This is a genomic window from Caulobacter sp. Root655 (assembly GCF_001427665.1).
Taxonomy (GTDB): domain Bacteria; phylum Pseudomonadota; class Alphaproteobacteria; order Caulobacterales; family Caulobacteraceae; genus Caulobacter.
Map to the genome: position 1 here is coordinate 131726 of NZ_LMHC01000006.1, position 23736 is coordinate 155461.

At 68.9% G+C, this 23736-nt stretch carries 20 protein-coding genes, 1 pseudogene and 1 riboswitch; of the genes and pseudogenes, 11 read left to right on the plus strand and 10 right to left on the minus strand.

Annotated elements, in window-relative coordinates:
* Positions 1-5: 5 nt before the first annotated feature.
* Positions 6-1244 carry an acetyl-CoA C-acetyltransferase gene (locus tag ASD79_RS07915; RefSeq protein WP_056720489.1) on the plus strand — a complete coding sequence of 413 codons (1239 nt, stop codon included), beginning with the start codon at positions 6-8 and terminating at the stop codon, positions 1242-1244.
* Positions 1245-1399: 155 nt separating this feature from the next.
* Here ASD79_RS07915 and ASD79_RS07920 read toward each other — a convergent pair whose 3' ends face one another.
* Together ASD79_RS07920 and ASD79_RS07925 are read right to left on the minus strand one after the other, a co-directional pair.
* A complete protein-coding gene (locus ASD79_RS07920; RefSeq protein ID WP_056720490.1) occupies positions 1400-2941 on the minus strand; it encodes a tryptophan halogenase family protein in 1542 nt (513 codons plus the stop codon).
* A 277-nt stretch (positions 2942-3218) separates the two neighbouring features.
* Positions 3219-5588, minus strand: coding sequence for a TonB-dependent receptor (locus tag ASD79_RS07925; RefSeq protein ID WP_056720491.1), 2370 nt, complete (start codon positions 5586-5588; stop codon positions 3219-3221).
* A gap of 214 nt (positions 5589-5802) precedes the next feature.
* Between ASD79_RS07925 and ASD79_RS07930 the strand changes: the two genes are divergently transcribed.
* Entirely contained in the window at positions 5803-8052 is a 2250-nt protein-coding gene (locus ASD79_RS07930) for a glycoside hydrolase family 3 protein (protein WP_056720492.1), read from the plus strand.
* 204 nt (positions 8053-8256) lie between these two features.
* Here ASD79_RS07930 and ASD79_RS07935 read toward each other — a convergent pair whose 3' ends face one another.
* Positions 8257-9309: a LacI family DNA-binding transcriptional regulator gene (locus tag ASD79_RS07935; RefSeq protein WP_056720493.1), complete on the minus strand. Its 1053-nt coding sequence runs from the start codon at positions 9307-9309 to the stop codon at positions 8257-8259.
* A gap of 158 nt (positions 9310-9467) precedes the next feature.
* On the opposite strand from ASD79_RS07935, the gene ASD79_RS07940 reads away from it, so the two are divergent.
* The 4 genes and pseudogenes from ASD79_RS07940 to ASD79_RS24230 form a co-directional block, all read left to right on the plus strand.
* Positions 9468-11042: an aldehyde dehydrogenase (NADP(+)) gene (locus tag ASD79_RS07940; protein WP_056720494.1), complete on the plus strand. Its 1575-nt coding sequence runs from the start codon at positions 9468-9470 to the stop codon at positions 11040-11042.
* Between the two features lie 130 nt (positions 11043-11172).
* Positions 11173-12015 (plus strand): 23S rRNA (adenine(2030)-N(6))-methyltransferase RlmJ, encoded by an 843-nt coding sequence (rlmJ, locus tag ASD79_RS07945; protein WP_056720495.1) that lies wholly within the window; start codon positions 11173-11175, stop codon positions 12013-12015.
* Between the two features lie 126 nt (positions 12016-12141).
* Positions 12142-12717 carry a hypothetical protein gene (locus tag ASD79_RS07950; protein WP_056720496.1) on the plus strand — a complete coding sequence of 192 codons (576 nt, stop codon included), beginning with the start codon at positions 12142-12144 and terminating at the stop codon, positions 12715-12717.
* Positions 12718-12787: 70 nt separating this feature from the next.
* Positions 12788-12881, plus strand: a pseudogene (locus ASD79_RS24230) (hypothetical protein); the annotation flags it as partial.
* On the opposite strand, the gene meaB reads toward ASD79_RS24230, so the two are convergent.
* Entirely contained in the window at positions 12881-13864 is a 984-nt protein-coding gene (gene meaB, locus ASD79_RS07955; RefSeq protein WP_056720497.1) for a methylmalonyl Co-A mutase-associated GTPase MeaB, read from the minus strand. The pseudogene ASD79_RS24230 and the gene meaB overlap by 1 nt on opposite strands.
* Before the next feature lie 9 nt (positions 13865-13873).
* Positions 13874-14191 (minus strand): heavy metal-binding domain-containing protein, encoded by a 318-nt coding sequence (locus ASD79_RS07960; protein ID WP_007667130.1) that lies wholly within the window; start codon positions 14189-14191, stop codon positions 13874-13876.
* A 170-nt stretch (positions 14192-14361) separates the two neighbouring features.
* Here ASD79_RS07960 and ASD79_RS07965 point away from each other — a divergent pair, with 170 nt between their 5' ends.
* Positions 14362-14823 (plus strand): DUF4112 domain-containing protein, encoded by a 462-nt coding sequence (locus ASD79_RS07965; protein ID WP_007667128.1) that lies wholly within the window; start codon positions 14362-14364, stop codon positions 14821-14823.
* 88 nt (positions 14824-14911) lie between these two features.
* Entirely contained in the window at positions 14912-15367 is a 456-nt protein-coding gene (locus tag ASD79_RS07970) for a DUF4112 domain-containing protein (protein ID WP_056720498.1), read from the plus strand.
* A 1-nt stretch (position 15368) separates the two neighbouring features.
* Here ASD79_RS07970 and ASD79_RS07975 read toward each other — a convergent pair whose 3' ends face one another.
* The 5 genes from ASD79_RS07975 to ASD79_RS07995 form a co-directional block, all read right to left on the minus strand.
* Positions 15369-15944 carry a Uma2 family endonuclease gene (locus tag ASD79_RS07975; RefSeq protein WP_056720499.1) on the minus strand — a complete coding sequence of 192 codons (576 nt, stop codon included), beginning with the start codon at positions 15942-15944 and terminating at the stop codon, positions 15369-15371.
* Between the two features lie 9 nt (positions 15945-15953).
* Positions 15954-16424, minus strand: a complete 471-nt coding sequence (locus tag ASD79_RS07980) for a hypothetical protein (protein ID WP_056720500.1) — start codon at positions 16422-16424, stop codon at positions 15954-15956.
* A 287-nt stretch (positions 16425-16711) separates the two neighbouring features.
* A complete protein-coding gene (locus ASD79_RS07985) occupies positions 16712-17119 on the minus strand; it encodes a hypothetical protein (protein WP_056720501.1) in 408 nt (135 codons plus the stop codon).
* A gap of 49 nt (positions 17120-17168) precedes the next feature.
* Positions 17169-19343, minus strand: coding sequence for a methylmalonyl-CoA mutase (gene scpA / locus ASD79_RS07990; RefSeq protein ID WP_056720502.1), 2175 nt, complete (start codon positions 19341-19343; stop codon positions 17169-17171).
* Positions 19340-20737 carry a methylmalonyl-CoA mutase family protein gene (locus ASD79_RS07995; RefSeq protein WP_056720503.1) on the minus strand — a complete coding sequence of 466 codons (1398 nt, stop codon included), beginning with the start codon at positions 20735-20737 and terminating at the stop codon, positions 19340-19342. The genes scpA and ASD79_RS07995 overlap by 4 nt, the downstream gene beginning before the upstream one ends.
* A gap of 220 nt (positions 20738-20957) precedes the next feature.
* Here ASD79_RS07995 and ASD79_RS08000 point away from each other — a divergent pair, with 220 nt between their 5' ends.
* The 3 genes from ASD79_RS08000 to ASD79_RS08010 all read left to right on the plus strand — a co-directional run bounded on the left by ASD79_RS08000 (position 20958) and on the right by ASD79_RS08010 (position 23626).
* On the plus strand, positions 20958-21965 hold the full coding sequence (locus ASD79_RS08000; protein WP_056720504.1) for a nitronate monooxygenase family protein: 1008 nt from the start codon (positions 20958-20960) through the stop codon (positions 21963-21965).
* A 92-nt stretch (positions 21966-22057) separates the two neighbouring features.
* Complete coding sequence (locus ASD79_RS08005) at positions 22058-22795, plus strand: DUF2793 domain-containing protein (RefSeq protein ID WP_056720505.1); 738 nt, start codon at positions 22058-22060, stop codon at positions 22793-22795.
* A gap of 69 nt (positions 22796-22864) precedes the next feature.
* Positions 22865-23018: riboswitch (yybP-ykoY riboswitch) on the plus strand.
* A gap of 41 nt (positions 23019-23059) precedes the next feature.
* A complete protein-coding gene (locus ASD79_RS08010) occupies positions 23060-23626 on the plus strand; it encodes a TMEM165/GDT1 family protein (RefSeq protein WP_056720506.1) in 567 nt (188 codons plus the stop codon).
* Positions 23627-23736 lie beyond the last annotated feature (110 nt).

A 23736-nucleotide genomic window follows, 5' to 3' on the forward strand; every position in this document is an offset into this window, starting at 1 on the left:
ACGCCATGCCGCAAGCCCTGATCATCGACGCCTGCCGCACGCCGCGCGGCATCGGCAAGGTCGGCAAGGGAGCCCTGGCCGACTTCCATCCCCAGCACCTGGCCGCCACGGTGCTGAAGGCCCTGGCCGAGCGCAACGACCTGAACACCGCCCAGGTCGACGACATCATCTGGGGCACCAGCACCCAGCGCGGCAAGCAGGGTGGCGACCTGGGCCGGATGGCGGCGCTGGACGCCGGCTATGACGTGCGGGCCAGCGGCATGACCCTGGACCGGTTCTGCGGCTCGGGCATCACCACCGTGAACCTGGCGGCGGCCTCGATCATGTCGGGCATGGAAGACCTGGTGATCGCCGGCGGGACCGAGATGATGTCCTACACCGCCGCCACGGCCGACCGCACGTCGGTGGGGTTGCTGGACTCCGGCAACCTGCGCCTGCGGGCCCGCCACCCCCAGACCCATCAGGGCGTCTGCGCTGACGCCATCGCCACCCTGGAAGGCATCGACCGCCGGGTGCTGGACGAGTTAGCCCTGCTCAGCCAGCAGCGCGCCGACCACGCCATCCGCCACGGCCACTTCGACCGGGCCCTGGTCCCGGTGCTGCGCGACGACGGCTCGGTGGCGCTGGACCGTGAGGAGTTTCCCCGCCCCGAGACCACGCTCGAAGGCCTGTCGGCGCTGAAGGCCTCGTTCGAGATGATGGCCGGCGTGCCGATCGACGAGGCGGGCACGACCTTGGGCGGGTTGATCAATCAGGTCTATCCGGACCTGAAGATCCAGCACGGGCACCATGCCGGCAACTCGTCGGGCGTGGTCGACGGGGCGGCCGCCGTGCTGCTGGCCTCGCCCGCCTACGCCGCCGCCCATGGACTGAAGCCTCGCGGCCGGGTGGTGGCCATGGCCAATATGGGCGACAGCCCGACCCTGATGCTCAACGCCCCGGTCCCGGCGGCCCGCAAGGTGCTGGCCAAGGCCGGGCTGACGGTGGATGACATCGACCTGTGGGAGATCAATGAGGCCTTCGCCGTGGTGGCCGAGAAGTTCATCCGCGACCTGGGGCTCGACCGCGACAAGGTCAATGTCAACGGCGGAGCCATGGCCCTGGGCCATCCGATCGGCGCGACGGGTTCGATCCTGATCGGCACGATCCTCGACGAACTGGAGCGCCGCGACCTCAAGCGCGGCCTGGTGACGATGTGCGCGGCCGGCGGCATGGCCCCGGCGATCATCGTGGAGCGGGTCTGAGAGCTCTCTATAAACCCGCTCCTCCCGGCGAATGCCGGCGACCCAGATCCCATAGCGGTGTGGCTGATGGGAAAGGCTCGGCGTTATTGGCGTCAGCCTCAAAGCGATTCCATCTGGGTCCCGGCATTCGCCGGGATGAGCGGATTGAAGGGATCTCACCGCCGGTAATACGCCTCCACCAGCGCCCGGTGCGGCGGCAGGTGTTTGAGCGCCTCGGTCGCCGCGCCGGCCACCTTGGCGAAGGCCTGCTGGGCCATCGCGCCATCGGCGTAGCGGCCCTCGACCGGCGCGAAGTCGGTCGCGGCGTTCATGCCGTAGAGGATGTACTGGTAGCTGGCCGGCAGGAAGGTCTCCAGGTCGACCAGGAAGTCGAACCGCGACACCGGCCGGTGCTTCCATTGGGCCATCAGGTCCCGCAGCCCTTGCGGCCACGAGGCCGGATCGGCGTTGTCGCGCCAGTAGGGCTCGTCGCGCTTCGACAGGCAGTAGTGCAGTTTGAGGAACGACACGATCCGCTCGAAGCGGCCGGCCATCAGGCCGTTGAAGGTGCGGGCGGCGCTGTCCATCGCGGCGCGGTCGCGCAGCGGGAGCACCTCGGCGATCATCGTCGCGGCCACCTCGATCAGCATGATGCCGGTGGATTCCAGTGGCTCGAAGAAGCCGGCCGACAGGCCCACCGCCACGCAGTTGCCGATCCACTGGCGCTCGCGATAGCCGGTCTGGAACTTCAGCAGCCGCACCGGCAGGTGGTCGGCCTCGGACCCGACATAGGCGCGCAGCACCGCTTCGGCCCGCGCCTCGTCGGTGTGGCGGCTGGAAAATACGTAGCCGACGCCCCGGCGACCATCCAGGCCGATGTCCCACGTCCAGCCGGCCTCGTGGGCGGTGGCCAGGGTGTAGGGGGCGATCGGGGCGTCCGGCGTCGGATAGGGAACCTGGACGGCCAGGGCGCGGTCGTTGAACAGCACGTCGTCGCAGCGCTTGAACGGCGCGCCCAGGGCCTCACCGATCAGCAGGGCGCGGAAGCCCGAGCAGTCGATGAACAGGTCGCCCTCGATCACGCCCAGTTCGCTGGCCGTGACCGAGGCGATGTCGCCGGTCTCGGCGTCCAGTTGCACCGTCTCGACCTTGCCGGCCAGATGGACGACGCCCAGTTCCTTGGCCACGCCCCGCAGGAAGTCGGCGAAGCGCGCGGCGTCGAAATGGTAGGCGTAGTTCATCGGCCCCTGGAAATCGGGGTCCTCCGGCCGCTTGGGCGCCAGGCCGGCCTCGATGATCCTGCCCTGGGTGGTCACCGCGTCGGCGAAGGCCAGGGGCGCGCCCGCCTGGTGGTCCAGCAGCCAATAGGGCGACAGATCGCGACCCTCTGGCCGGAGCGGCAGGTTGAAGGGGTGAAAGTATTCGGAAGACTTGCCATCCGCCGAACGCCGTTCCCAATCCACGAAACGGACGCCCTGCTTGAAGGTCGCCGAGCTCTCGCGCATGAACCGCGCCTCGCTGACGCCCAGGGTCGCCAGGGTGCCGCGGATGGTGGGGAACGTGCCCTCGCCCACCCCGATGACGCCGATCTCGGGGGACTCGATCAGGGTGATCCGCGCCCCGCCCGGACGGTCGGCGCCCAGCTGCTTGGCCAGGTAGGCGGCCGTCAGCCAGCCGGCCGTTCCGCCGCCGACGATGACGATGCGGTTGCCCGCCATGAGCACGGTTCCTTGGACTTCACCTCCGCGCGCAACAGAAGCGCGGGTCGGCGAAAGGAAAGAAAAAATCCTGGGTGATGGTCAGGGGGAGACCATCACCCAGGGAGCGCAGTCTGGAGGAATGCATGCGCTCAAGGATGGCTGGCGCGACGCGCCGAGGGGCGACACGCCGCGCCTGAAGCGAAACCCGCCGGGAGGAGGATTTCGCTTCAAACTCGAAAAACGGATCCCGCCGGCCCGGACGCTTCCATCCGGGCCGGCGAGGTTTGGACCTCGCCTAGAACTTCGTCCGCAGACGGAAGCCCCAGGTGCGCGGCGGCTGATAGACCGCCGTCCACACCGGCGTGTAGTTCGGGGCGCCGGCCGCGCCGGCCCCGGTCTTGATGTCCTTGTCCTCGAGGTTCTGGACGAAGACCTCGGCCGACCACGGCCCTTCCGACGGCTGGTAGGTCAGGGTCACGTCGGTGCGGGTGTAGCTGCCCTGTTGGTCGGGAGCGCCCTGGTTGAAGTAGGACAGCCAGCTCTTGGTCTCGAAGTGGGTGGCGATCCGCGGGATCACCTTGGCGCCGCTGGTCAGCTCGAAGGTGTGATCGTAGGCAACCGTGCCCGAGAAGTGCGGGGCGTGCGGCAGTTCGTTGCCCTTCAGCTGGATGGCGGCGGTGACGTCGCCGTTGATCCGCTGGTCGGGGGCCAGCAGGTCCAGCATCTTGGTGTCGAGCGCCGTGGCCGAGATCTGCAGGCGGTCGTTGGGCGTCAGATAGGCCGTCAGTTCGGCCTCGACACCGTAGGCGCGGGCGCCCTTGGCGTTCTTGGTCACGACCTGCGAGCGGTTGGTGGTGCCGTCCGGATTGAAGATCGTCTCGACCTGGTTGATCTGGTAGCCCTTGAAGTCCTCGTAATAGGCCGCGAGGTTCAGGGTGGCCCGGCCGTCGAGGAAGCGGATCTTCGAACCGACCTCGTAGTTGGTCAGGGTTTCCGGATTGGCCAGGCGGCCGCCGTCCAGGATGTTGCCCGACTTGAAGCCGGTGCCGACGCTGGCATAGACGAGGACGTCGTCATTGATGTCGGCGTCGGCGCGCGCCAGCCAGGTCAGCTTGTCCCAGCTGCCCTTCACGTCGTTGCTGCTGATGGCGTAGCCCGGGCCGAGCAGGGCGAACAGTTGCTGGGCGGTGGCGCCGCGGTCCTGGCCGAAGATGCCGGCGCTGCAGTGGGCGGCGGTGTCGACCAGCAGGCAGTTGGCGTAACCGTTGAACATCACGTTCCGGCCGCCCTGATCCTGCTTGCTGTCCTCGGTGTAGCGCAGGCCGCCGGTCAGGCGGATGCGGTCGTTGACGTGCCAGACGGCCTGGCCGAACGCGGCCTTGGACTCCACGGTCCGCTTGGCCTGGATGAAGCTGCCGGCCCAGGTCATCGGACCGTCGCGATAGCCGTCACGCTGGTCGATGTCGAAGCGGATCGAGTTGTCTTCGTGGCTGTAGTAGCCGCCGACGATCCAGTCGACGACCTTGTCGCCCGTCGACTTCAGCTGGACTTCCTGGCTCCAGGCGTCGTTGCGCGACCACACGGTATGGTTCTCGCCGAAGCCGCCCTGGGTGAGCGCGCCGTTCTGGGTCACGCCCAGGATGCCGCCATCGGCGTCGCTGTTGGCGCTGCCGCCCACGCGCTGCCAGCCCGTGATGTAGGTCAGGGCCACGTCGTCATTGATGGCGTAGTCCATGGTGCTGCGCACGCCGTACGAGAAGCGGTCGCTCTCGGGGGCGGTGTCGATCAGGGCCGACCACTTCTTCTGGCCGGTGCGCGGGGTCTGGGCCAGGGCGACGACCGGGGCGCCGGTGTCCTGGTAGCCCTCGACATTGACGTTCCAGGTGAACTTGTCGTTCGGCTTCCACAGCGCGCTGAGGCGGGCCGAACGCTGGTCCTGAGCGTAGTATTTCTTGCCCTGGGTGACGAAGGCCGACGGGCTGACGCCGGCGATCTGCGGCGGGCGCTGGAAGTCGACATAGCCGTCGTGACGCTCGGTGATCGCCGCGATGCGGATCGCGAAGGTGTCCGACAGCGGCATGTTGACCGAGGCCCGCGCCCCGAAGCGGTTGTACGAGCCGGCCACGATTTCGGCGCTGCCGTAGGAGTCGCCCAGCGTCGGCTTGGCGGTGCGCAGGCTGACCGCGCCGACCGTGGCGTTACGGCCAAACAACGTGCCTTGCGGACCGCGCGCCACTTCGACCGCGTCCATGTCGTACATCAGCACGGCGGCGCCTTGGGCGCGCGGCGAGTAGATGCCGTCGACATAGATGGCGACTTCCGGGTCGGCCACTTCGGTGAAGGCGGTGTCGTTGCCGATGCCGCGCATGGTGATCAGGATCGCGCCCTGGTCGCCCTGCTGGTTGATCGCCATGCTGGGCACGAACTTGGCCAGGTCGGTGACGTCCTTGACGTGCTGTCGGTCCAGCGCGCCCTGGCTGAAGGCGCTGATGGCGATCGGGGTGTCTTGCAGGTTGGTCTCGCGCTTGGTGGCGGTGACCGTGATCTCTTCGATCAGGCTGCTGTCGGCCGGAGCCGGAGCCGTGGTCTGGGCCTGGACGGCGGTGGCGGCGATCAGGGCCGCCACGACCGACGAACCGGCCAATAGGTTTCTGCGGAACTTCATTCGTCATCCCTCCCTGCGCGCGATCCTTTTTTGGTCGCGACTTGCGTGCTGTGAATAGCTACAGTACGACAACGTTGTCAATCATGCTTGTATTTGGCACTTAGTTGAGACAAGCACCTCACCTGGTGTGAATAGCTTGAGGTAGGCGATCAGAAACAAGAGTTATTTGAGAATACGGCCCGCCAAGGGCAAGATGTACAGGGGAGGAATAAAAATGAACCGACAGCAGATGCACGGCCTGGCCATGGCCTTGATGCTGACCACGGCGCTGCCTGCCGCCGCCGCTCATGCCCAGGCCGCGACCGCGACCTCGGCGAAACCTTGGATGAACACCCGGCTGAACGCCGATCAACGCGCCGACCTGATCGTTGCCCAAATGACGCAGGACGAGAAATTGACCCTGGTGTTCGGCTATTTCGGCTCGAACCAGGAGAAGCCGAAGTTCACGCCGCACGCCGAGGCCCGCATGGGCTCGGCCGGCTACATCCCCGGAATCCCCCGCCTGGGCGTGCCGCCGCAATGGGAAACCGACGCCGGCGTCGGCGTCGCCACCCAGCGCGAGTCGAGCGATCCATACCTGGAGCGCACCTCCCTGCCCGCAGGGATAGCCACCGCCGCCACCTGGAACCCCGAGCTGGCCTTCAAGGGCGGCGCGATGATCGGTTCAGAGGCCCGCGATTCGGGCTTCAACGTGCAGCTGGCCGGCGGCGTGAACCTGGCTCGCGAACCACGCAACGGCCGCAACTTCGAATATGGCGGCGAGGATCCGCTGCTGGCCGGGGTGATGGTCGGGGCGCAGATCCGCGGCATCCAGTCCAACAACATCATCTCGACCATCAAGCACTGGGCCCTGAACGGCCAGGAAACCGGCCGCATGACGGTCAGCTCCAACATCGGCGACGCCGCCGCCCGCCAGTCCGACTTCCTGGCCTTCGAGTTCGCCATCGAGAACGCCAGCCCCGGCGCGGTGATGTGCGCCTACAACCGCATCAATTCGACCTACGCCTGCGAGAACGACTACCTGCTGAACCAGGTCCTGAAGCAGGACTGGGCCTATACGGGCTATGTGATGTCCGACTGGGGCGGCACGCACTCGACCGCCAAGGCCGTCAACGCCGGCCTGGACCAGGAGTCGGCCTACACCTTCGACAAGCAGCCCTTCTTCGGCGCGCCGCTGAAGGCCGCCCTGGCCGACGGTTCGGTGTCGCAGGCGCGGCTGGACGACATGGTCCGCCGCATCACCCGCTCGATGTTCGCCCACGGCCTGTTCGACCACCCGGTCAGCAAGAAGCCGATCGATTTTGCCGCCCACGCCAAAGTCACCCAGGCCGACGCCGAGGAAGCCATCGTCCTGCTGAAGAACGACGGCAATGTCCTGCCGATCACCAAGACCGCCAAGACCATCGCCGTCATCGGTTCGCACGCCGACGTCGGCGTGCTGTCGGGCGGCGGCTCGTCGCAGGTGTTCCCGATCGGCGGCATGGCGGTGAAGGGCCTGGGCCCCAAGGGCTTCCCCGGCCCGATCGTCTACCACCCCAACTCGCCGCTGCGGGCCCTGCAGGCTCGCAACCCCGGCGCCAAGATCATCTACAACGACGGGACCGATCCGGCCGCCGCCGCCAAGGCCGCCGCCGGCGCCGACGTGGCCGTGGTCTTCGCCCATCAGTGGGCGGCCGAATCCCAGGACTATTCCCTGACCCTGGCCGACAACCAGGACGCCCTGATCAACGCGGTCGGCGCGGCCAACCCCAAGACCGTGGTGGTGCTGGAAACCGGCGGTCCGGTGCTGATGCCCTGGCTATCCAAGGTCGGCGCCGTGGTCGAGGCCTGGTTCCCGGGCACCAACGGCGGCGAGGCGATCGCCCGGGTGCTGACCGGCGAGGTCAATCCGTCGGGCCGCCTGCCGATCACCTTCCCGGCCAGCGCCGACCAGTTGCCGCGCCAGACGATCGACTGCGACCCGGCCAAGCCGGAGGACTTCTGCGACGTCGATTACGACATCGAAGGCGCGGCCGTCGGCTACAAGTGGTTCGACCAGAAGGGCCACGTCCCACTGTTCGCCTTCGGCCACGGCCTGTCCTATTCGACCTTCGGCTACAGCGACCTGAAGGCCTCGGCGACCGGCGACACCCTGACCGTCAGCTTCAAGGTCACCAACACCGGCAAGACGGCCGGCAAGGACGTGCCCCAGGTCTATGTCGGTCCCAAGACCGGCGCCGGCTGGGAAGCCCCGCGGCGCCTGGCCAGCTTCAAGAAGATCGACCTGGCCCCGGGCGCGAGCACGACGGTCAGCGTCACGGTCGATCCGCGCCTGCTGGCCACCTTCGACTCCAAGGCCAAGACCTGGAACATCGCCGGCGGGGCCTACGAGGTGTCGCTGGGGGCGTCGTCGCGGGACCTGGGCGCGAAGGCCGACGTGACCTTGGCGGCGGCCACGCTGCCGGTGTCGTACGACGCGAAGTAGGGATTAGGGGCGGGGCGGCGGTGGCCGCTTCGCCTTTTCCACCTCAACGACTGTCATCCCGGACAAGGCCCGCAGGGCCGCCGATCCGGGACCGCCGCAAGCGCTGAGTTCACGCGTCGGTCCCGGATCTTCGCGCTACGCGCCAGCCCGCCGTCAGGCGGGCCGCTTGCGCGCCCCGAGGCCGGGATGACAACCGTTTTGGAGTTACCTCGGCGCCGGCCCCGTCGACGCCCGGACCATCAGCTCGAACGGCAACAGCTGGCTCCCCGCCGTCAGTTTCTCCCCCGAGGCGCTGGCGGTGATCAGCATGTCGGCGGCCTTTTCGGCCATCCGCGCCACCGGCTGGCGCACCGCCGTCAGCGACGGCACGCTGAGCCGCACCCCGATGGAATCGTCATAGCTGAGGATCGACAGCGCCCCCGGCACCGCGATACCCCGCGCCTGGGCGACGCTGACCACGCCCAGGGCCATCTGGTCGTTGGAGGCCATGATCGCCGTCGGCGGCTCGGGCAGGTCGAGCAGGGCGTTGGCCCCCGCCACCCCGGCCTCGAAGGTGAAGTCGCCCTGATAGACCCAGGCCTCGGGCACGGCGATCCCCGCCGCCTCCATCGTCGCCACGAAGGTCTCGACCCGCTGGATCGACGACGAGAACTTGTAGTCGCCGGCGATCATGCCGATCCGCTTGTGGCCCAGGCCCAGCAGGTGCCTGGTCGCCTGGCGGGCGGCGGCCCGGTCGTCCATGTAGACCCGCGGCCCCTGCCCGCGCACCGGGGTGTTGAGCCGCACGAACGGGATGTTTCTCTTCTTCAGCGCCCCCAGCACCACCGGGTTCTCGCAGTTGGGCGGCGTCAGGATCACCCCGTCGGGCTGCAGCGACGACAGCACCGCGGTGATCTGTTTCTCAAGCTGGTCCGACTCGCGGTCGACCAGCTCGAACATCAGGTGATAGCCCGACTGCTCGCAGCGCAGCATGGCGCCGTACAGCATCTGGTCGATCCACTCGTTGCCGCGCTCGCTGCGCCAGTTGTCCAGCGTCAGGCGGCGATCGTTGAAGGCCACCAGCAGATAGGAGCGCGAGCCGGCCATGGTGCGGGCGGCCTTGCTGGGGCTGTAGCCCAGCTTCTCGACGGCGGCGAGCACCCGCTCCTTCAGGTCTGGGGTGACGTTGGGCTCGTTGTTGAGCACTCGCGACACCGTCTTGACCGACACGCGCGCCTTCTCGGCGACATGGATGATCGTGGCCGGCCGCTTCGCCATGCAGAATCCGTCTTCCCCCGTTGCGCGTTCAAATCTAGACCCCGTGCAACACTCTGTCTGCCCCACGCCGTCCTGCTCGTTCCATTCTAACTTGACGGCGATGGGAGCGGTATCATTTAAGAGCCGCATTCGACCGCGCAGCCTGAAGGACCGTGCCCATGACCCTCACCGGTGAACTCCTGATCGACGGCGGCGCGCGCGCCGGAGGCGGCGGCGCGATCACGGCGATCGATCCCAGCACGGGGGGAGCCCTGCCGGTCAGCTTCGGCGGCGCGACGCCGGCCGACCTGGACGAAGCCTGCGCCCTGGCGGCGGCGGCCTTCGGGCCCTACCGCGCCACCTCGCCGGAAGTCCGCGCGGCCTTCCTGGAGACCGTGGCTTCGAAGATCGAGGCGATCGGCGATGAGCTGATCGTCCGGGCCATGGCCGAGACCGGCCTGCCCCGCCCGCGCCTGGAAGGCGAGCGCGGCCGCACGGTCGGCCAGCTGCGGATGTTCGCCGGCGTGCTGCGCGACGGCGGCTGGCTGGAGGCCCGCATCGACCCGGCCCAGCCCGACCGCAAGCCGATGGCCCGTCCCGACCTGCGCCTGCGCAACGTGCCGCTGGGTCCCGTGGCGGTGTTCGGCGCTTCCAACTTCCCGCTGGCCTTCTCGGTGGCCGGCGGCGACACCGCCTCGGCCCTGGCGGCCGGCTGCCCGGTGGTGGTCAAGGCCCACCCGGCCCATCCGGGAACCTCCGAGCTGGTCGGCCGGGCCGTGCAGGAGGCGGTCGCCGCCTGCGGCCTGCCGCCGGGCGTGTTCGCCCTGCTGCACGACGCCGGCATCGCCATCTCGCAAGGCCTGGTCGGCGATCGACGCATCAAGGCCGCCGGCTTCACCGGCTCGCGCCGGGCCGGCCTGGCCCTGCTGGCCGTGGCCCAGGGCCGGCCCGAGCCGATCCCGTTCTACGCCGAGATGAGCAGCATCAACCCGGTGCTGCTGCTGCCCGCCGCCCTCAAGGCCCGCGGCGCGGCCATCGCCCCCGACTTCGTCGCCGCCCTGACCCAAGGCGCCGGCCAGTTCTGCACCAATCCCGGCCTGCTGCTGGCCATCGATGGCCCTGAGCTGGACGCCTTCCTCGCGGCCACCGCCGAAGTGGTGGCCAAGGCGCCCGCCGGCCAGATGCTGACCCCCGGCATCTGCAAGGCCTACACCGGCGGCGTCCACGCCCTGGAGACCACGGACGGCGTGAGCCAGGTCGCCCACGGCCTGGACGGCGGCCACGGCCAGGGCCGGGCGGCGCTGTTCAGCGTCGACGCCGCCACCTTCCTGGCCACCCCGCACCTGCAGGACGAGGTGTTCGGCGCCGCCTCCCTGGTGGTCCGCGCCAAGGACCTGGCCCAACTTCTCGAGGTGCTCGCCGCCCTCGAGGGCCAGCTGACCGTCGCCGTCCACATGGACGAGGCCGACATGGATCTCGCCCGCGCCCTGCTGCCGACCCTGGAACTGAAGGCCGGCCGGGTGCTGGTCAACGGCTTCGGCACCGGCGTCGAGGTTGGCCACGCCATGGTCCATGGCGGCCCGTTCCCCGCCACCTCCGACAGCCGCACCACCTCGGTCGGCTCCCTGGCCATCCACCGCTTCCTGCGGCCGGTCTCCTACCAGAACCTGCCCCAGGCGCTGCTGCCGCCCGAACTGCAAGACGGCAACCCGTTGGGGATCGTCCGCCGGGTCGATGGGACGCTGAAGCTCTAAATAAGCCCGTCATCCCCCGACTTGTTCGGGGGATGACGACGGTCGTGTACGCTCTCGCCTTTATCGTCCGCCCCCAACCGTTCGCCAACGTGATAGACGAAGCGCCGGTTCCGGGAGCGACACGCCAGACATGAACTACCGCCACGCCTTCCACGCCGGCAATTTCGCCGACCTGCAGAAGCACGCGATCCTGATCGCCCTGCTCACCACCCTGACCGCCGACGAGACGCCGCTGTCGGTGATCGACACCCATGCCGGGGCCGGGGCCTACGACCTGGGCGGCGACATGGCCCAGCGTTCGGGCGAGGCCGCGGCGGGGATCGGCAAGCTGCTGGCGGCCGCCAAGGCTGGGGCCGCGCCCGCCGTGTTCGCGCCCCTGGTCGCGGCGGTGAAGGCGCTGAACGGCGGCGGCGAGGGCTCGCTCTATCCCGGCTCGCCGCTGCTGATCGCCCGATCCCTGCGCAAGGCCGACCGCTACGTCGCCTGCGAGCTGCGGCCCGACGACTTCGACAGCCTGCGCCGGTCGCTGGCCCCCTACCCCTTCGCCCAGGCGGTGCGGGACGACGGCTACGCCACGGCCGTCGCCAAGGCGGGCAAGGGCGGCCAGGGCGGGGGAAAGACGTTCGTGCTGATCGACCCGCCGTTCGAGCGCAGCGACGACTACGCCCAGATCGTCGCCACCACCAAGGCCGTGCTGGCCAGGGACAGCCAGGCGGTGATCGCCGCCTGGATGCCGCTGAAGGACCTGGAAACCTTCGACGCCTTCATGCGCGCGATGGAAACCGTCACCAGCGACGCGCTCGCCGCCGAGCTTCGACTGCGGCCGCTCGTGGACCCCATGAAGATGAACGGCTGCGCCATGGTCATGGTCGGGGCGCCCCGGTCCGCCGAGGCGGCGATCGCCGAGGTTACGACCTGGCTGGCCGAAAACGTGGGCGACACCGGCGCCAGGGCGCGGATCTGGCGCGCGTGACCCTCCGCCCATCCGGCCCCTGAAGGCGGACGGATGGGCTTGACCCGGGGTCAACAATTTCGCGCTTGCGAAGCCAAAAACCGTGTTATGCTGCATCGCAACAAAACGGTTGTTGGAGCCCGCGCCATGACCTCGTTCCTGCCTGAAATCCCCAAGATCGACCCCGAAAAGGGTCCGAACCTGCTGGCGGGCGCGGCTTCGCCCCTGTGGCTGGTGTTCGGCGGCGCCGCCATGGCCGGCGCGACCTGGTGGTGGTGGACAGCGCGCTGGCGCGAGGCGGTCAATATCGAGGCCCTGATGGCCCCGACCCTGGCGCTCAAGGCGGAACCCGCCCCGGCGCCCGTGATCGATCCGGTGACCGAGGCCCCGGTCCTGGCCTTCGCACCGGTGGAAGCCGTCGAGGTCGCCGAAACGGTCGAGGCCGTCGCCACCGAGACCATTGAAACCGCCAAGGCGGTGACCGAACCGGTCGTCGAGGCCGTCGTCGAAACCGTCGAGGCGGCCGCCGACGACCTGACCCTGCTGGTCGGCGTCGGCCCCAAGCTGTCGGCTTCGCTGGCCGAGCTGGGCGTCACCCGCTTCGCGCAGATCGCCGCCTGGGGACCCGAGGAACTCGCGGACTTCGACGCCAAGCTCAGTCTCAGGGGCCGCGCCGAGCGGGATGCGTGGGTGGCCCAGGCCAAGCGGCTGACCAACCCCTAAACCATCATCCCCGCCCTCTGCGGGAGACCCCAAATCGAGGCGGCCATACCCTGCGTCCTTCGAGGCGAGCCTGCGGCTAGCACCTCAGGATGAGGTTCGTGGACTGGCTCTGAATTCCTCATCCTGAGGCGCCCGCGCAGCGGGCCTCGAAGGACGCAAGGCGCTACTCCAGCCCAAACGCCGCCAGCAACCGGTCGGCCGCTGCAGAGGCCGGCAGCTCCCCCGCCCGCACCGCCCGCTCGACTTCGGCCGAAATCCCCGCCACGGCCGGCGCGGCCCTGAACGCCTCGGCCAGCCGGTCCTGGACCATCGCCCACATCCAGCGGCTGTCCTGGTCGGCCCGCCGCCGGGCGCGGTCGCCGTTGGCGGTCATGATCTGGCGGTGGCGCCGGATCTGGTCCCACAGCCCGTCGAGCCCCGCGCCCGTCAGGCCCGAGGCGGTCAGCACCGGCGGCGTCCAGTCGGGCGAGGCCGGCGTCAGGATGTGCAAAGCGTTGCGGTAGTCGCGGGCCGAGCGCTCGGCCCTGGCCGGATCGGCGTCGGCCTTGTTGATCACCAGCAGGTCGGCCAGTTCGATCAGGCCCTTCTTGATGCCCTGCAGTTCGTCGCCACCGCCGGGGATCAGCAGGGCCAGGAAGATGTCGACCATCTCCGACACCACGGTCTCGGACTGGCCCACGCCCACCGTCTCGACCAGGATCACGTCGAAGCCGGCCGCCTCGCACAGCAGCATGGCCTCGCGGGTCTTGCGGGCCACGCCGCCCAGCACCCCGCCGGATGGCGACGGGCGGATATAGGCGTTGGGGTCGACGCTAAGCCGCTCCATCCGGGTCTTGTCGCCGAGGATCGAGCCGCCGTGCCGGCCGGACGACGGATCGACCGCCAGCACCGCCACCCGGTGGCCGGCGGCGGTCAGCATCGTGCCGAACGCCTCGATGGTGGTCGACTTGCCGGCCCCCGGCACGCCGGTGATGCCGATCCGCTGCGCCCCACCGGTGCGTGGCATCAGCCGTTCGAGCAGGGCGCGGGCGGCGCGCTGGTGGTCGTGGCGGCGGCTCTCGACCAGGGTAATGGCGCGGGCCAGGGCGGCGCGGTCGCCGGCGACCAGGCGGGTTTCGAGGTCGGCGATGTTCGGCTGGGCGCTCACCCGTCCCGCTTAGAGGACGACGGCCGTCCCGGAAACCGAAACCATCATCATCGAACCGTTGGGGCCGACGGTGTTGTAGTCGAGATCGACGGCCAGGATGGCGTTGGCGCCCAGCTTCTCGGCCTCTTTCACCAGGTTCTTCATGGCGTCCTCGCGGGCCCGGGCCAACACCCGCTCATAGGACTTCGAATGGCCGCCGATGAAGTCGCGGATCGCCGCCATCAGGTCCAGCACCACGTTCGCGCCGAGGATCGACTGGGCGTAGATCGCGCCCTTGTAGTCCTGGACCGGCCGTCCTTCGATGAAGGGGGTGGTCGAGATCAGCATCGATGGATCCTCGTCAGCCGGGTCGGCGCGCCGTCAGCTTAAGCATAAACCGGCCGTTTGCCGAGGGGCTCCCGCCAAGCGCTCGCGTCCGGCGGGAAACTGTACCGTAGCCCTTCCTGCGCGCTCATGGTTAAGGCAGATTGGCGGCTTCTCGCCGCTGGGGGCTGCCGGTGATCTTCGCCAAATCGCATCTGGATCTTCACAACATCCGCAACAACGTCGAGCGGGTGAAGAAGCTGTCCGACAACGTCGTCGGCATCGGACCGCTGGGCATCGGCCTGGATGGCCTGCTGACCTGGATTCCCGGGGCCGGAGAGCTCTACAGCCTGGGGGCCGGCGGGCTGATCATCATCGACGCCGTGCGAGCCCGCGCCGCGCCGATGATCGTCATCCAGATCACCGCCATCATCCTGATCGACACCGTGGCCGGGGCCGTGCCGGGCATCGGCAACGTCGCCGACATGCTGTTCACCGGCCACAAATGGTCGGCCGACATGCTGACCAAGCACATGGACGACACGATCTATTTCGAAGGCACGCGCAAGGACGTGCAGGGCTCGGCCGAGTACCGCGACCTGCTGGGCCGCATCCAGGCCGGCAAGGAAAAGCGCCGGGTGGTGTTTCTCGGTTAGCATCGGCCCGAAAAGTGGGGACCGGTTTTCGGAACGAGCCGATGCATGGTCGGAGACAACCAACACCTCGCCGGAGCGTTGACCCCAGATGACCGACCGCACCGCAGAGCCCTATGTCGTCGATGAAGGGCCCGCCAGCCACCGGCGCAAGGCCCATCACGCCTGGCGTCAGGCCGAAACCGTCAAGCGGCTGTCGGACCGGCTGATCGGCATCGGACCGTTCGGCATCGGGCTGGACGGCGTGCTGGCCTGGGTCCCCGGCGTCGGCCTGGCCTACGGCCTGGGCGCCGGCGGGCTGCTGCTCTACCACGCCGTCAAGGCCAAGGCCTCGGCCGCGACCCTGGCGCGGATGGCCGCCTACCTGGCCGCCGACAACCTGTCCGACACCGTGCCGATGCTGGGCTGGGCCGTCGACACCCTGTTCCCCGGCCACCTGATGGCCGCCAAGGCGCTGCAGAAAGACATCGAAGGCCGCCACGGCCTGCCCGACGACATCGACGCCAAGACGCGGAAGAGGCGGCGGATGAAGGCGGGCAAGCGGTAGGTCAGCGGATCGGCGGCAGATCGGCCAGACACAGCGTCAGCGATGGGAAGGCCAGCGACGCGACCGTGTCGCGCGCCGAATACTGAACGACATCGCGATAGACGCCGCCACTCAGGTCGCGATGGACGGTGATCGTGCTGGTGTTGACGTCCACCACCCAATAGTCGCGCACGCCGTGCTGGGCGTAGAGTTCGGCCTTGATCGACAAATCCTTGGCCACGGTGCTCTGGGCGACCTCGATCACAAGACCAACGTTCGCGCCGTTCACCCCGTCCAGCGGCAGGTTGGCGTCGTAAAGGTAGAGGTCTGGGTCCGGCGCGTAGGTCGGCGCCAGTCGCAGGGTGGAATCGACGATGACGATGGTCTTGCCTTGGGCCTGGGCCATGAAGGCGTAGGCGATCTGCATCTTGGCCCGCGTATGCGGCGCGCCTTCCGAAGCCATCTCGACCAGCCCCCCGTCGATCAACTCCACCTTGGCGCCCTCGTCGAGGATTCCCGCCGCCTGCATGCGCAAGACGTCGTCCAGGGTGAACCTGTGCGGCTGGGAGGTTTCGAGCGCGCGGGCCAGGGCGTTCATGGGGAGAGGCTAGCACGAACCCGCGCGGCTCGGAACGGCCGCTCGCGGAGCAGGAAGGCGGCCCTGCCGACCATAGGCGATCGTCCAGACACCCAGGCCCGTAGCCAGACCGAGCACGGCGCTGAGCGGGAAGACCACCAGGGTGTCGGTCGCGTGCCAGCCGAGCAGTTTGAACGCCACCGCGAAACCCGTGATCGCGCCGATCAGTCCGGCCAGCGCGCGATGGTGCCGCCCGAACTGGTGCAGGCAGGCCCAGACGCAGCAGGCGCTCAGCACGTAGGGCCAGCCCAACACCGCCCCGAACGGCAGGGCGGCGACCGCGCCCGAGGCGGCCGTCGCGGCGCGCGTGGCGTAGGAGGTGGCCTCGTCGGTCCAGATCATCACCTGCGACAGGCCCAGGGCCGGAAAGCCGAAGGCGAAGACGACGGCCAGGACGATGCGGTTGACGCTGGTCTTCTCGCGGGCGGGCGGCGGGAGCATGGGGGCCTCGATGGGATGTGCGTGACATCCTCATCAGGGGTGATGCGCGTGCGGATGGATCGGTGAGCGCCGTGGAAATCCCGTCAAGCCGTGGTGCAGAGAGCTGTCGTCGATCTTCTTCGCCAGAACGCGTTTGCTTCCCTTTGAAGCGCCTTGTCTCTATCGCCGTTTTCCCGGCGAAGGCCGGGACCCAGCTTCATCCGGAACGCCTCGTGGGTTTCACCTGGGCCCCGACCTTCGTCGGGGAATCGGAAGAAGGGATCGCGTTCAACCGCGAAAATCACGCCCTAGATGGCGGATAATGGCTCAATGACCGGTTCGGGCAACATTCGTTGGCGGCCATAGGCGATCCACCAGGCCAGCAGTCCGCAGCAGACCCCCGTGAATGGAAAGGCCAAGCCCGGCCAAGCCCATGCCCGGCTCAGCAAGAGCAGGCCGCCATTCAAGCCCCCGATGGCCGCCGCCATGATCGCGAAATGTAGTCGCAGACGGTGCAGAACAGCCCAGACAAGGAAGGATGGGAAGGTGATGGCCGCCGCGAGCAAAGGCATAACCGTCAGCATCGCCGGGATCATTGGCCTCAGTCCCGCGAGCGTCTCCGCAGGGGTCTTGTCGTAGTCGCTATAGCCGAGCGCCAGCGCGCTCGTGGTCGCCAACGGGTAGGCGACCACGAGCGCGACGTAGATGGCGGCCAAGACCCTCGCCCCCGTCGTTCGTCGTTCACTGCGCGGTCTCATGTGCAGATTACGCCGCCTCGCCCTGCGTATAGCCCAGCTGCTTGTTCAGCTTGTCCAGCAGCTCGATCACCGCCTCGGCGATCACCGTGCCGGGCGGGAAGATCGCCGCGGCGCCGGCCTCGCGCAGGGCGTCGAAGTCCTGGGGCGGGATCACGCCGCCGACCACCATCATGATGTCGGCCCGGCCCTGCCTGGCCAGTTCGGCCTTCAGTTCCGGGGCCAGGGTCAGGTGACCCGCCGCCAGGGACGAGGCCCCGACGATGTGGACGTCGTTCTCGACCGCCTGCTTGGCGGCCTCGGCCGGGGTCTGGAACAGCGGGCCGATATCGACGTCGAAGCCCAGGTCGGCGAAGGCGGTGGCGATCACCTTCTGGCCGCGGTCGTGGCCGTCCTGGCCCATCTTGGCGACCAGGATGCGGGGGCGGCGGCCGTCGGCCTGTTCGAAGGCCTCGACCATGGCTTTCGCCCGAGCGGCGGCGGGGTCGCTGCCGGCTTCCTTCATATAGACCCCCTGGATCGACTGGATGGTGGCGCGGTGGCGGCCGAAGACGTTCTCCATGGCCAGGCTGATCTCGCCGACCGTGGCGTGGGCGCGGGCGGCGTCGACGGCCAGGGCCAACAGGTTCTGCGTCCCGCGCGCCCCGTCCTCCAGCGCCTTCAGCGCGGCGGCGGTCCTGGCCGGATCGCGCTCGGCCTTCAGACGGGCCAGCTTCTCAAGTTGCTGGGTACGGACCGACGAATTGTCGACCTTCAGCATCGGGATGACGTCGGCCACCTCCGGCTTGTAGCGATTGACCCCCACCACGCTCTGGCGATTGGCGTCGATGCGGGCCTGGGTCTTGGCGGCGGCTTCCTCGATGCGCAGCTTGGGGATGCCCTGCTCGATGGCCTTGGCCATGCCGCCGGCCGCCTCGACCTCCTCGATGTGGGCCATGGCCCTGACCGCCAGGTCGTGGGTCAGGCGCTCGACATAGTAGCTGCCGCCCCAGGGGTCGGCGACGCGGGTCGTGCCGCTTTCCATCTGCAGGAACAGCTGGGTGTTGCGGGCGATGCGGGCCGAGAAGTCGGTGGGCAGGGCCAGGGCCTCGTCCAGGGCGTTGGTGTGCAGGCTCTGGGTCTGGCCGTTGACCGCCGCCATGGCCTCGACGCAGGTGCGCGAAACGTTGTTGAACACGTCTTGGGCCGCCAGCGACCAGCCCGAGGTCTGGCTGTGGGTGCGCAAGGATAGCGAGCGCTCGTCCTTGGGCGCGAACTCGCGCTTCATCATCCGGGCCCACAACAGCCGGGCCGCGCGCATCTTGGCGACCTCCATGAAGTAGTTCATGCCGATCGCCCAGAAGAACGACAGGCGTGGGGCGAAGGTGTCGATGTCCATGCCCGCCGCGACGCCGGCCCGGGCGTACTCGACGCCGTCGGCCAGGGTGTAGGCCAGCTCCAGGTCGGCCGAGGCTCCCGCTTCCTGCATGTGGTAGCCGCTGATCGAGATCGAGTTGAACTTCGGCATCTTCTCCGAGGTGAAGGCGAAGATGTCGGAGATGATCCGCATCGAGGGGCCGGGCGGATAGATGTAGGTGTTGCGCACCATGAACTCTTTGAGGATGTCGTTCTGGATCGTGCCCGACAGCTTGTCGGGGCTGACCCCCTGCTCCTCGGCGGCGACGATGTAGAGCGCCAGGATCGGCAGCACCGCGCCGTTCATGGTCATCGACACGCTCATCTTGTCGAGCGGAATGCCGCTGAACAGGGTGCGCATGTCGAGGATGGAGTCGATGGCCACGCCGGCCATGCCGACGTCGCCCTTCACCCGCTCATGGTCGCTGTCATAGCCCCGGTGGGTGGCCAGGTCGAAGGCCACCGACAGGCCCATTTGACCGGCCGCCAGGTTGCGGCGGTAGAAGGCGTTTGAGTCCTCGGCGGTCGAGAAGCCGGCGTACTGCCGCACCGTCCACGGGTTGGTGACGTACATGGTCGGATAGGGGCCGCGCAGATAGGGCGCGACGCCCGGATAGCCGCCGGTGAAGTCCAGACCCGCGATGTCGGCTTCAGAGAACGAGGCCGCGACGTCGACGCCTTCGGGCGTGACCCAGACCGGGCCGTCGGTCGGGGCGTCGACCCCCTCTCCTTCTCCAAGGGGCGTCCCGGCCTCGAAATCGACGTCCGCGAAATTGGGGAACTGGCTCATGCTTGCGCTCCCTCGAAGGCGGCGGCGAAACGGATCGGCGTCAGCGGCGGGCAGCGCGAGTCCGGCCCCGGCAGGCGGACGCTGGGCCCGTCGACCGCGAAGTCGGCGACCACCGGCGTGGCGACCTCGGCCGGCTTGTCCTCGCCGTTGGGGAAGGCGGTGACGCCGAGGATCTTGCGGCTCTTGTCGGCGAACTGGGCTTCCTGGCCGGCGCGGGTTTCGCCGACGATGTCGGCGATCAGGCCGCTTTCCAGCGCCTTGATGATCCCGCCGTCCGCCTCGATGGCCTGGAAGCCGCCCCAAGCGGCGCGGGCCAGCAGGTCGGTCAGGTTGTCGAGGTACCAGGCCCCGCCGGCCGGGTCGGCGACGCGGCCCAGGTGGCTCTCCTCCATCAGCACCAGCTGGGTGTTGCGCGCCTGGCGACGGCCGAAAGCGGTGGGCAGGCCGATGGCGTCGGTGAAGGCCCCCAGCACCACCGCGTCGGCCCCGCCGACCGCGCCGGCGAAGCCTGCAGAGGTCAGGCGCAGCAGGTTGGTCCAGGCGTCGGCCCGGGTCAGCATGCGTTGCGACGAGCGGGCCTCGATGACGGCCGGGACCGAGACGCCGCAGGCCTGGGTGATCCGCGCCCACAGCGCCCGGGCGGCCCTCAGCTTGGCCACGCCGGTGAAATATTCGGCGTCCAGGCTGACGCCCAGGACGATGCGCGAGAAGGCCTCTTCCATCGACAGGCCGGCGCGGACCAGGGCCTTGGCGTAGGTCACGGCGCTGGCGGCCATCGTCGCCAGTTCCTCGGTGTTGGAGCCGCCGGCCTCGTGGGCGGCGCGGCCGGTGGCCAGGAACAGGCTGGCCTTGGCGTAGGTCGTCGCCAGGCGGGCGCCGACCGTGGCGGCCGAGACCAGATGGCTCTCGATCGGGCCGGGGCTGGTCCCAGCCTGGGCGAAGGCGGTCAGCGGGTCCAGGTGGAAGGCCAGCGGCGCGTTGGGCGCGGACTTGGCCAGGGTTCCCAGCCAGTCGGCGGCCTTGGGACCCAGGAAGCCGGCGTCGAGGGCGACGGGGGCGAGGTCCAGCATCACGCCGTTCAGCGCCTGGGCCAGGTCCTGCAGCGAACCCACCGCCACGCCGTTGAGGCCGGACGGGTCGAGGGCCAGCAGCACCGAGGCCGCGCCGCCCTCCAGGTCCTTCATGATCTCGGCGGCCGCCTGGCGCGGATCGGGATGGGCGGCGCGCATGCGCAGGTCCCACGGCCGGTCGGCGTCGCGAGCCCGCAGGTCGCGGACCACGGCCACGCCGTCCTCGATCGTATAGAGCGGCTGGATGGCGATGCCGTCGGGGGTCTGGGTGACCAGGGCGTCGTCGAACGTCTGGCCCTTGAGGGTCTTTTCGACCAAGGCCATCCACTTCGACCGATCCGGGGCGCCAAAATCCTCGGCTAGCGGGGTGGTCGGGTGATTCACGACGTCTCTCTCCTGCACCGCAGCATTTTCTTGTTTTGGCCAGCAGATGCTCCTCTGCCCTAGGGTAGGTCAAGCGCTTGCGCATGTCGCGAACGAGCGTTTAAACTAACGCTGTTTACATGAGCGACCCGGAGCGGCCGCCGAACAGGAGACGACTTCCATGGCCTTGCCGCCGATTCTGCGCGACCGTCTGCGCCTGCCCGTCATCGCGTCTCCGCTGTTCATCATCAGCAATCCGGACCTGGTGATCGCCCAGTGCAAGGCGGGGATCGTCGGTTCGTTCCCAGCCCTCAACGCCCGGCCGATCTCGCAACTGGACGAGTGGCTGGCGCGGATCACCGAGGAGCTGGCGGCCTATGACCGGGCCAATCCGGACGCGCCCTCGGCCCCGTTCGCGGTCAACCAGATCGTCCACAAGACCAACAACCGCCTCGAGGAGGACGTCGCCCTCTGCGTCAAGTACAAGGTCCCGGTGGTGATCACCTCGCTGGGCGCGCGCGAGGACCTCAACGCGGCGGTCCACTCGTACGGCGGCGTCACCCTGCATGACGTGATCAACGACCGCCACGCCCACAAGGCCATCGAGAAGGGCGCCGACGGCCTGATCCCCGTCGCGGCCGGGGCCGGCGGCCATGCCGGCACCCTGTCGCCGTTCGCCCTGGTCCAGGAAATCCGCCAGTGGTTCGACGGGCCGGTGGCGCTGTCGGGCTCGATCGCCTCGGGCCGCTCGATCCTGGCCGCCCAGGCCATGGGCGCGGACCTAGCCTATATCGGCTCGGCCTTCATCGCCACCCAGGAGGCCAACGCCGTCCAGGGCTACAAGGACATGATCGTCGAGAGCCAGGCCGACGACATCCTCTATTCCAACCTGTTCACAGGCGTGCACGGCAACTACCTGCGCCCGTCGGTGGTCAAGGCGGGACTGGACCCGGCCAACCTGCCGGTCAGCGATCCGTCGGCCATGAACTTCGGCTCGGGCGGCAACCAGGACGCCAAGGCCTGGCGCGACATCTGGGGCTGCGGCCAGGGCATCGGCGCGATCGGCGCGGTGCTGTCGGCCGGCGAACTGGTGGCCAAGTTCGCGGAGGAATACGAGGACGCCAAGGCGGAGCTGGCGGCCAAGACCGCGCTGACTTCGGGAAACCGCCTGGCTTTCGCCGCCCAGTAGACGGGGACGCGCAGGGGGATGGACGCGCGTCCGTCCTCCCTGACTCCCGGCGGGCTGACACTGGAGGTCTCGAAACCTTCAGGAGCAAGCCCATGTCCGACGACGCCACGCCTCGCCTGTCACTGCCCTATGTGGCGGCCGGCCAGGCCCAGAAGCACATCACCGTCAACGAGGCCTTCGCCCGGCTGGACGGCCTGGTCCAGCTGGCCGCCGAGAGCCGCGCGGTCGCCGCCCAGCCCGCCTCGCCCGGCGACGGCGCGGTCTGGATCCTGCCGGTCTCGGCGACGGGTTCGGCCTGGGGCGGCAAGCCGGCCAGCCTGATCGCCCGCCACGAGGCCGGCGCCTGGGAATTCCTGACGCCGAACGCCGGCTACATGGCCTGGATCAAGGACGAGGGTCAGGCCCTGGTCTTCGACGGGGCGGTCTGGACGCCGATCGCCTCGACCTTCAAGGCCATCAACGCCGCCAGGTCGGCGTTCGGGGCCAATACGCGCTTCGAGATTCTCGAGCAGGAGGTGACCCTGTCGGGCGCGTCGGTGGCCACGACCGTGGTCATCCCCAACCGGGCCATCGTCCACGGCGTCTCGACCCGCACCAGCGTGGCGGTGACGGGGGCGACGTCCTACAGCTGCGGCGTCGCGGGCGAGGCCGGCAAGTTCGGCGCGTCCCTCGGCGTGGCCAAGAACGCCAGCAATGTCGGGGTGATCGGGCCGACAGCGTTCTACGCCGACACCCCGGTGGTGATCACGGCGGCCGGCGGCGGCTTCACCGGCGGCAAGGTGCGGGTGGCGATCCACATCGAGCGCTTCGACGCGCCGGCGGCGGTGTAAGCGAACGGGGACAGGCGCATGCGCCTGTCCCCAGTCCAGCTTGACCCCTCCCAGCAACCCCGGTACCAACCGCCCACCTTTGGGGAGTAGCCGCCCGCACCGATCAGCGGGGCCTGTCGTCAACACACTTATCCTTCGGGATATGGCGCAGGTGGAGGAAGCCACCAGCTTCCGCGGCGAGACCAATGGCGTCGGTTTCCGTTCCGGGCTGGGCGGGGTCTCCGACGCTATTGGCATGCGCTCGGCCCGGACGGTATCTGATCCATGGAATCCCTGCTCGTCTCGGCCCTGGTCGTGGCCATCGCCGAAATCGGCGACAAGACACAGTTGCTGGCCATCATCCTGGCGACCCGCTTCAAGAAGCCCGTGCCGATCATCCTGGGCATACTGGTCGCCACCCTGGCCAACCACGCCCTGGCCGCCCTAGCGGGTTCTCTGGTCTCCGACCTGTTCGACGGCGCCTGGTTCCGGTGGGCGATCGCCATTTCCTTCATCGCCATGGCCGCCTGGGCCTTGATCCCCGACAAGGTCGACGACGACATGCCCGGCGGCGCGGGCCGCTATGGGGTGTTCCTGACCACCACCATCGCCTTCTTCCTGGTCGAGATGGGCGACAAGACCCAGATCGCCACCGTCGCCCTGGGCGCGCGCTTCCACAACGTGCCGCTGGTCGCGGCCGGCACCACCCTGGGCATGATGGCGGCCAATGCGCCGGCGGTCTATTTCGGCGAGGCGGTCACCAAGGTCGTGCCGCTCAAATACGTCCGCCTCGGCGCGGCGCTGATCTTCCTGGGCCTGGGGATCTGGGCGGCGGTCGAGGCGATGGGGTGAGGCCGGCCGGGGACATGATGGGGACAGGCGCATGGGCCTGTCCCCGCCCGTGCCTGTCGCCACGGCCCTTGATGCCGCCGGCCCCCAGCGCCAAAAGGGTTCCAACGAAG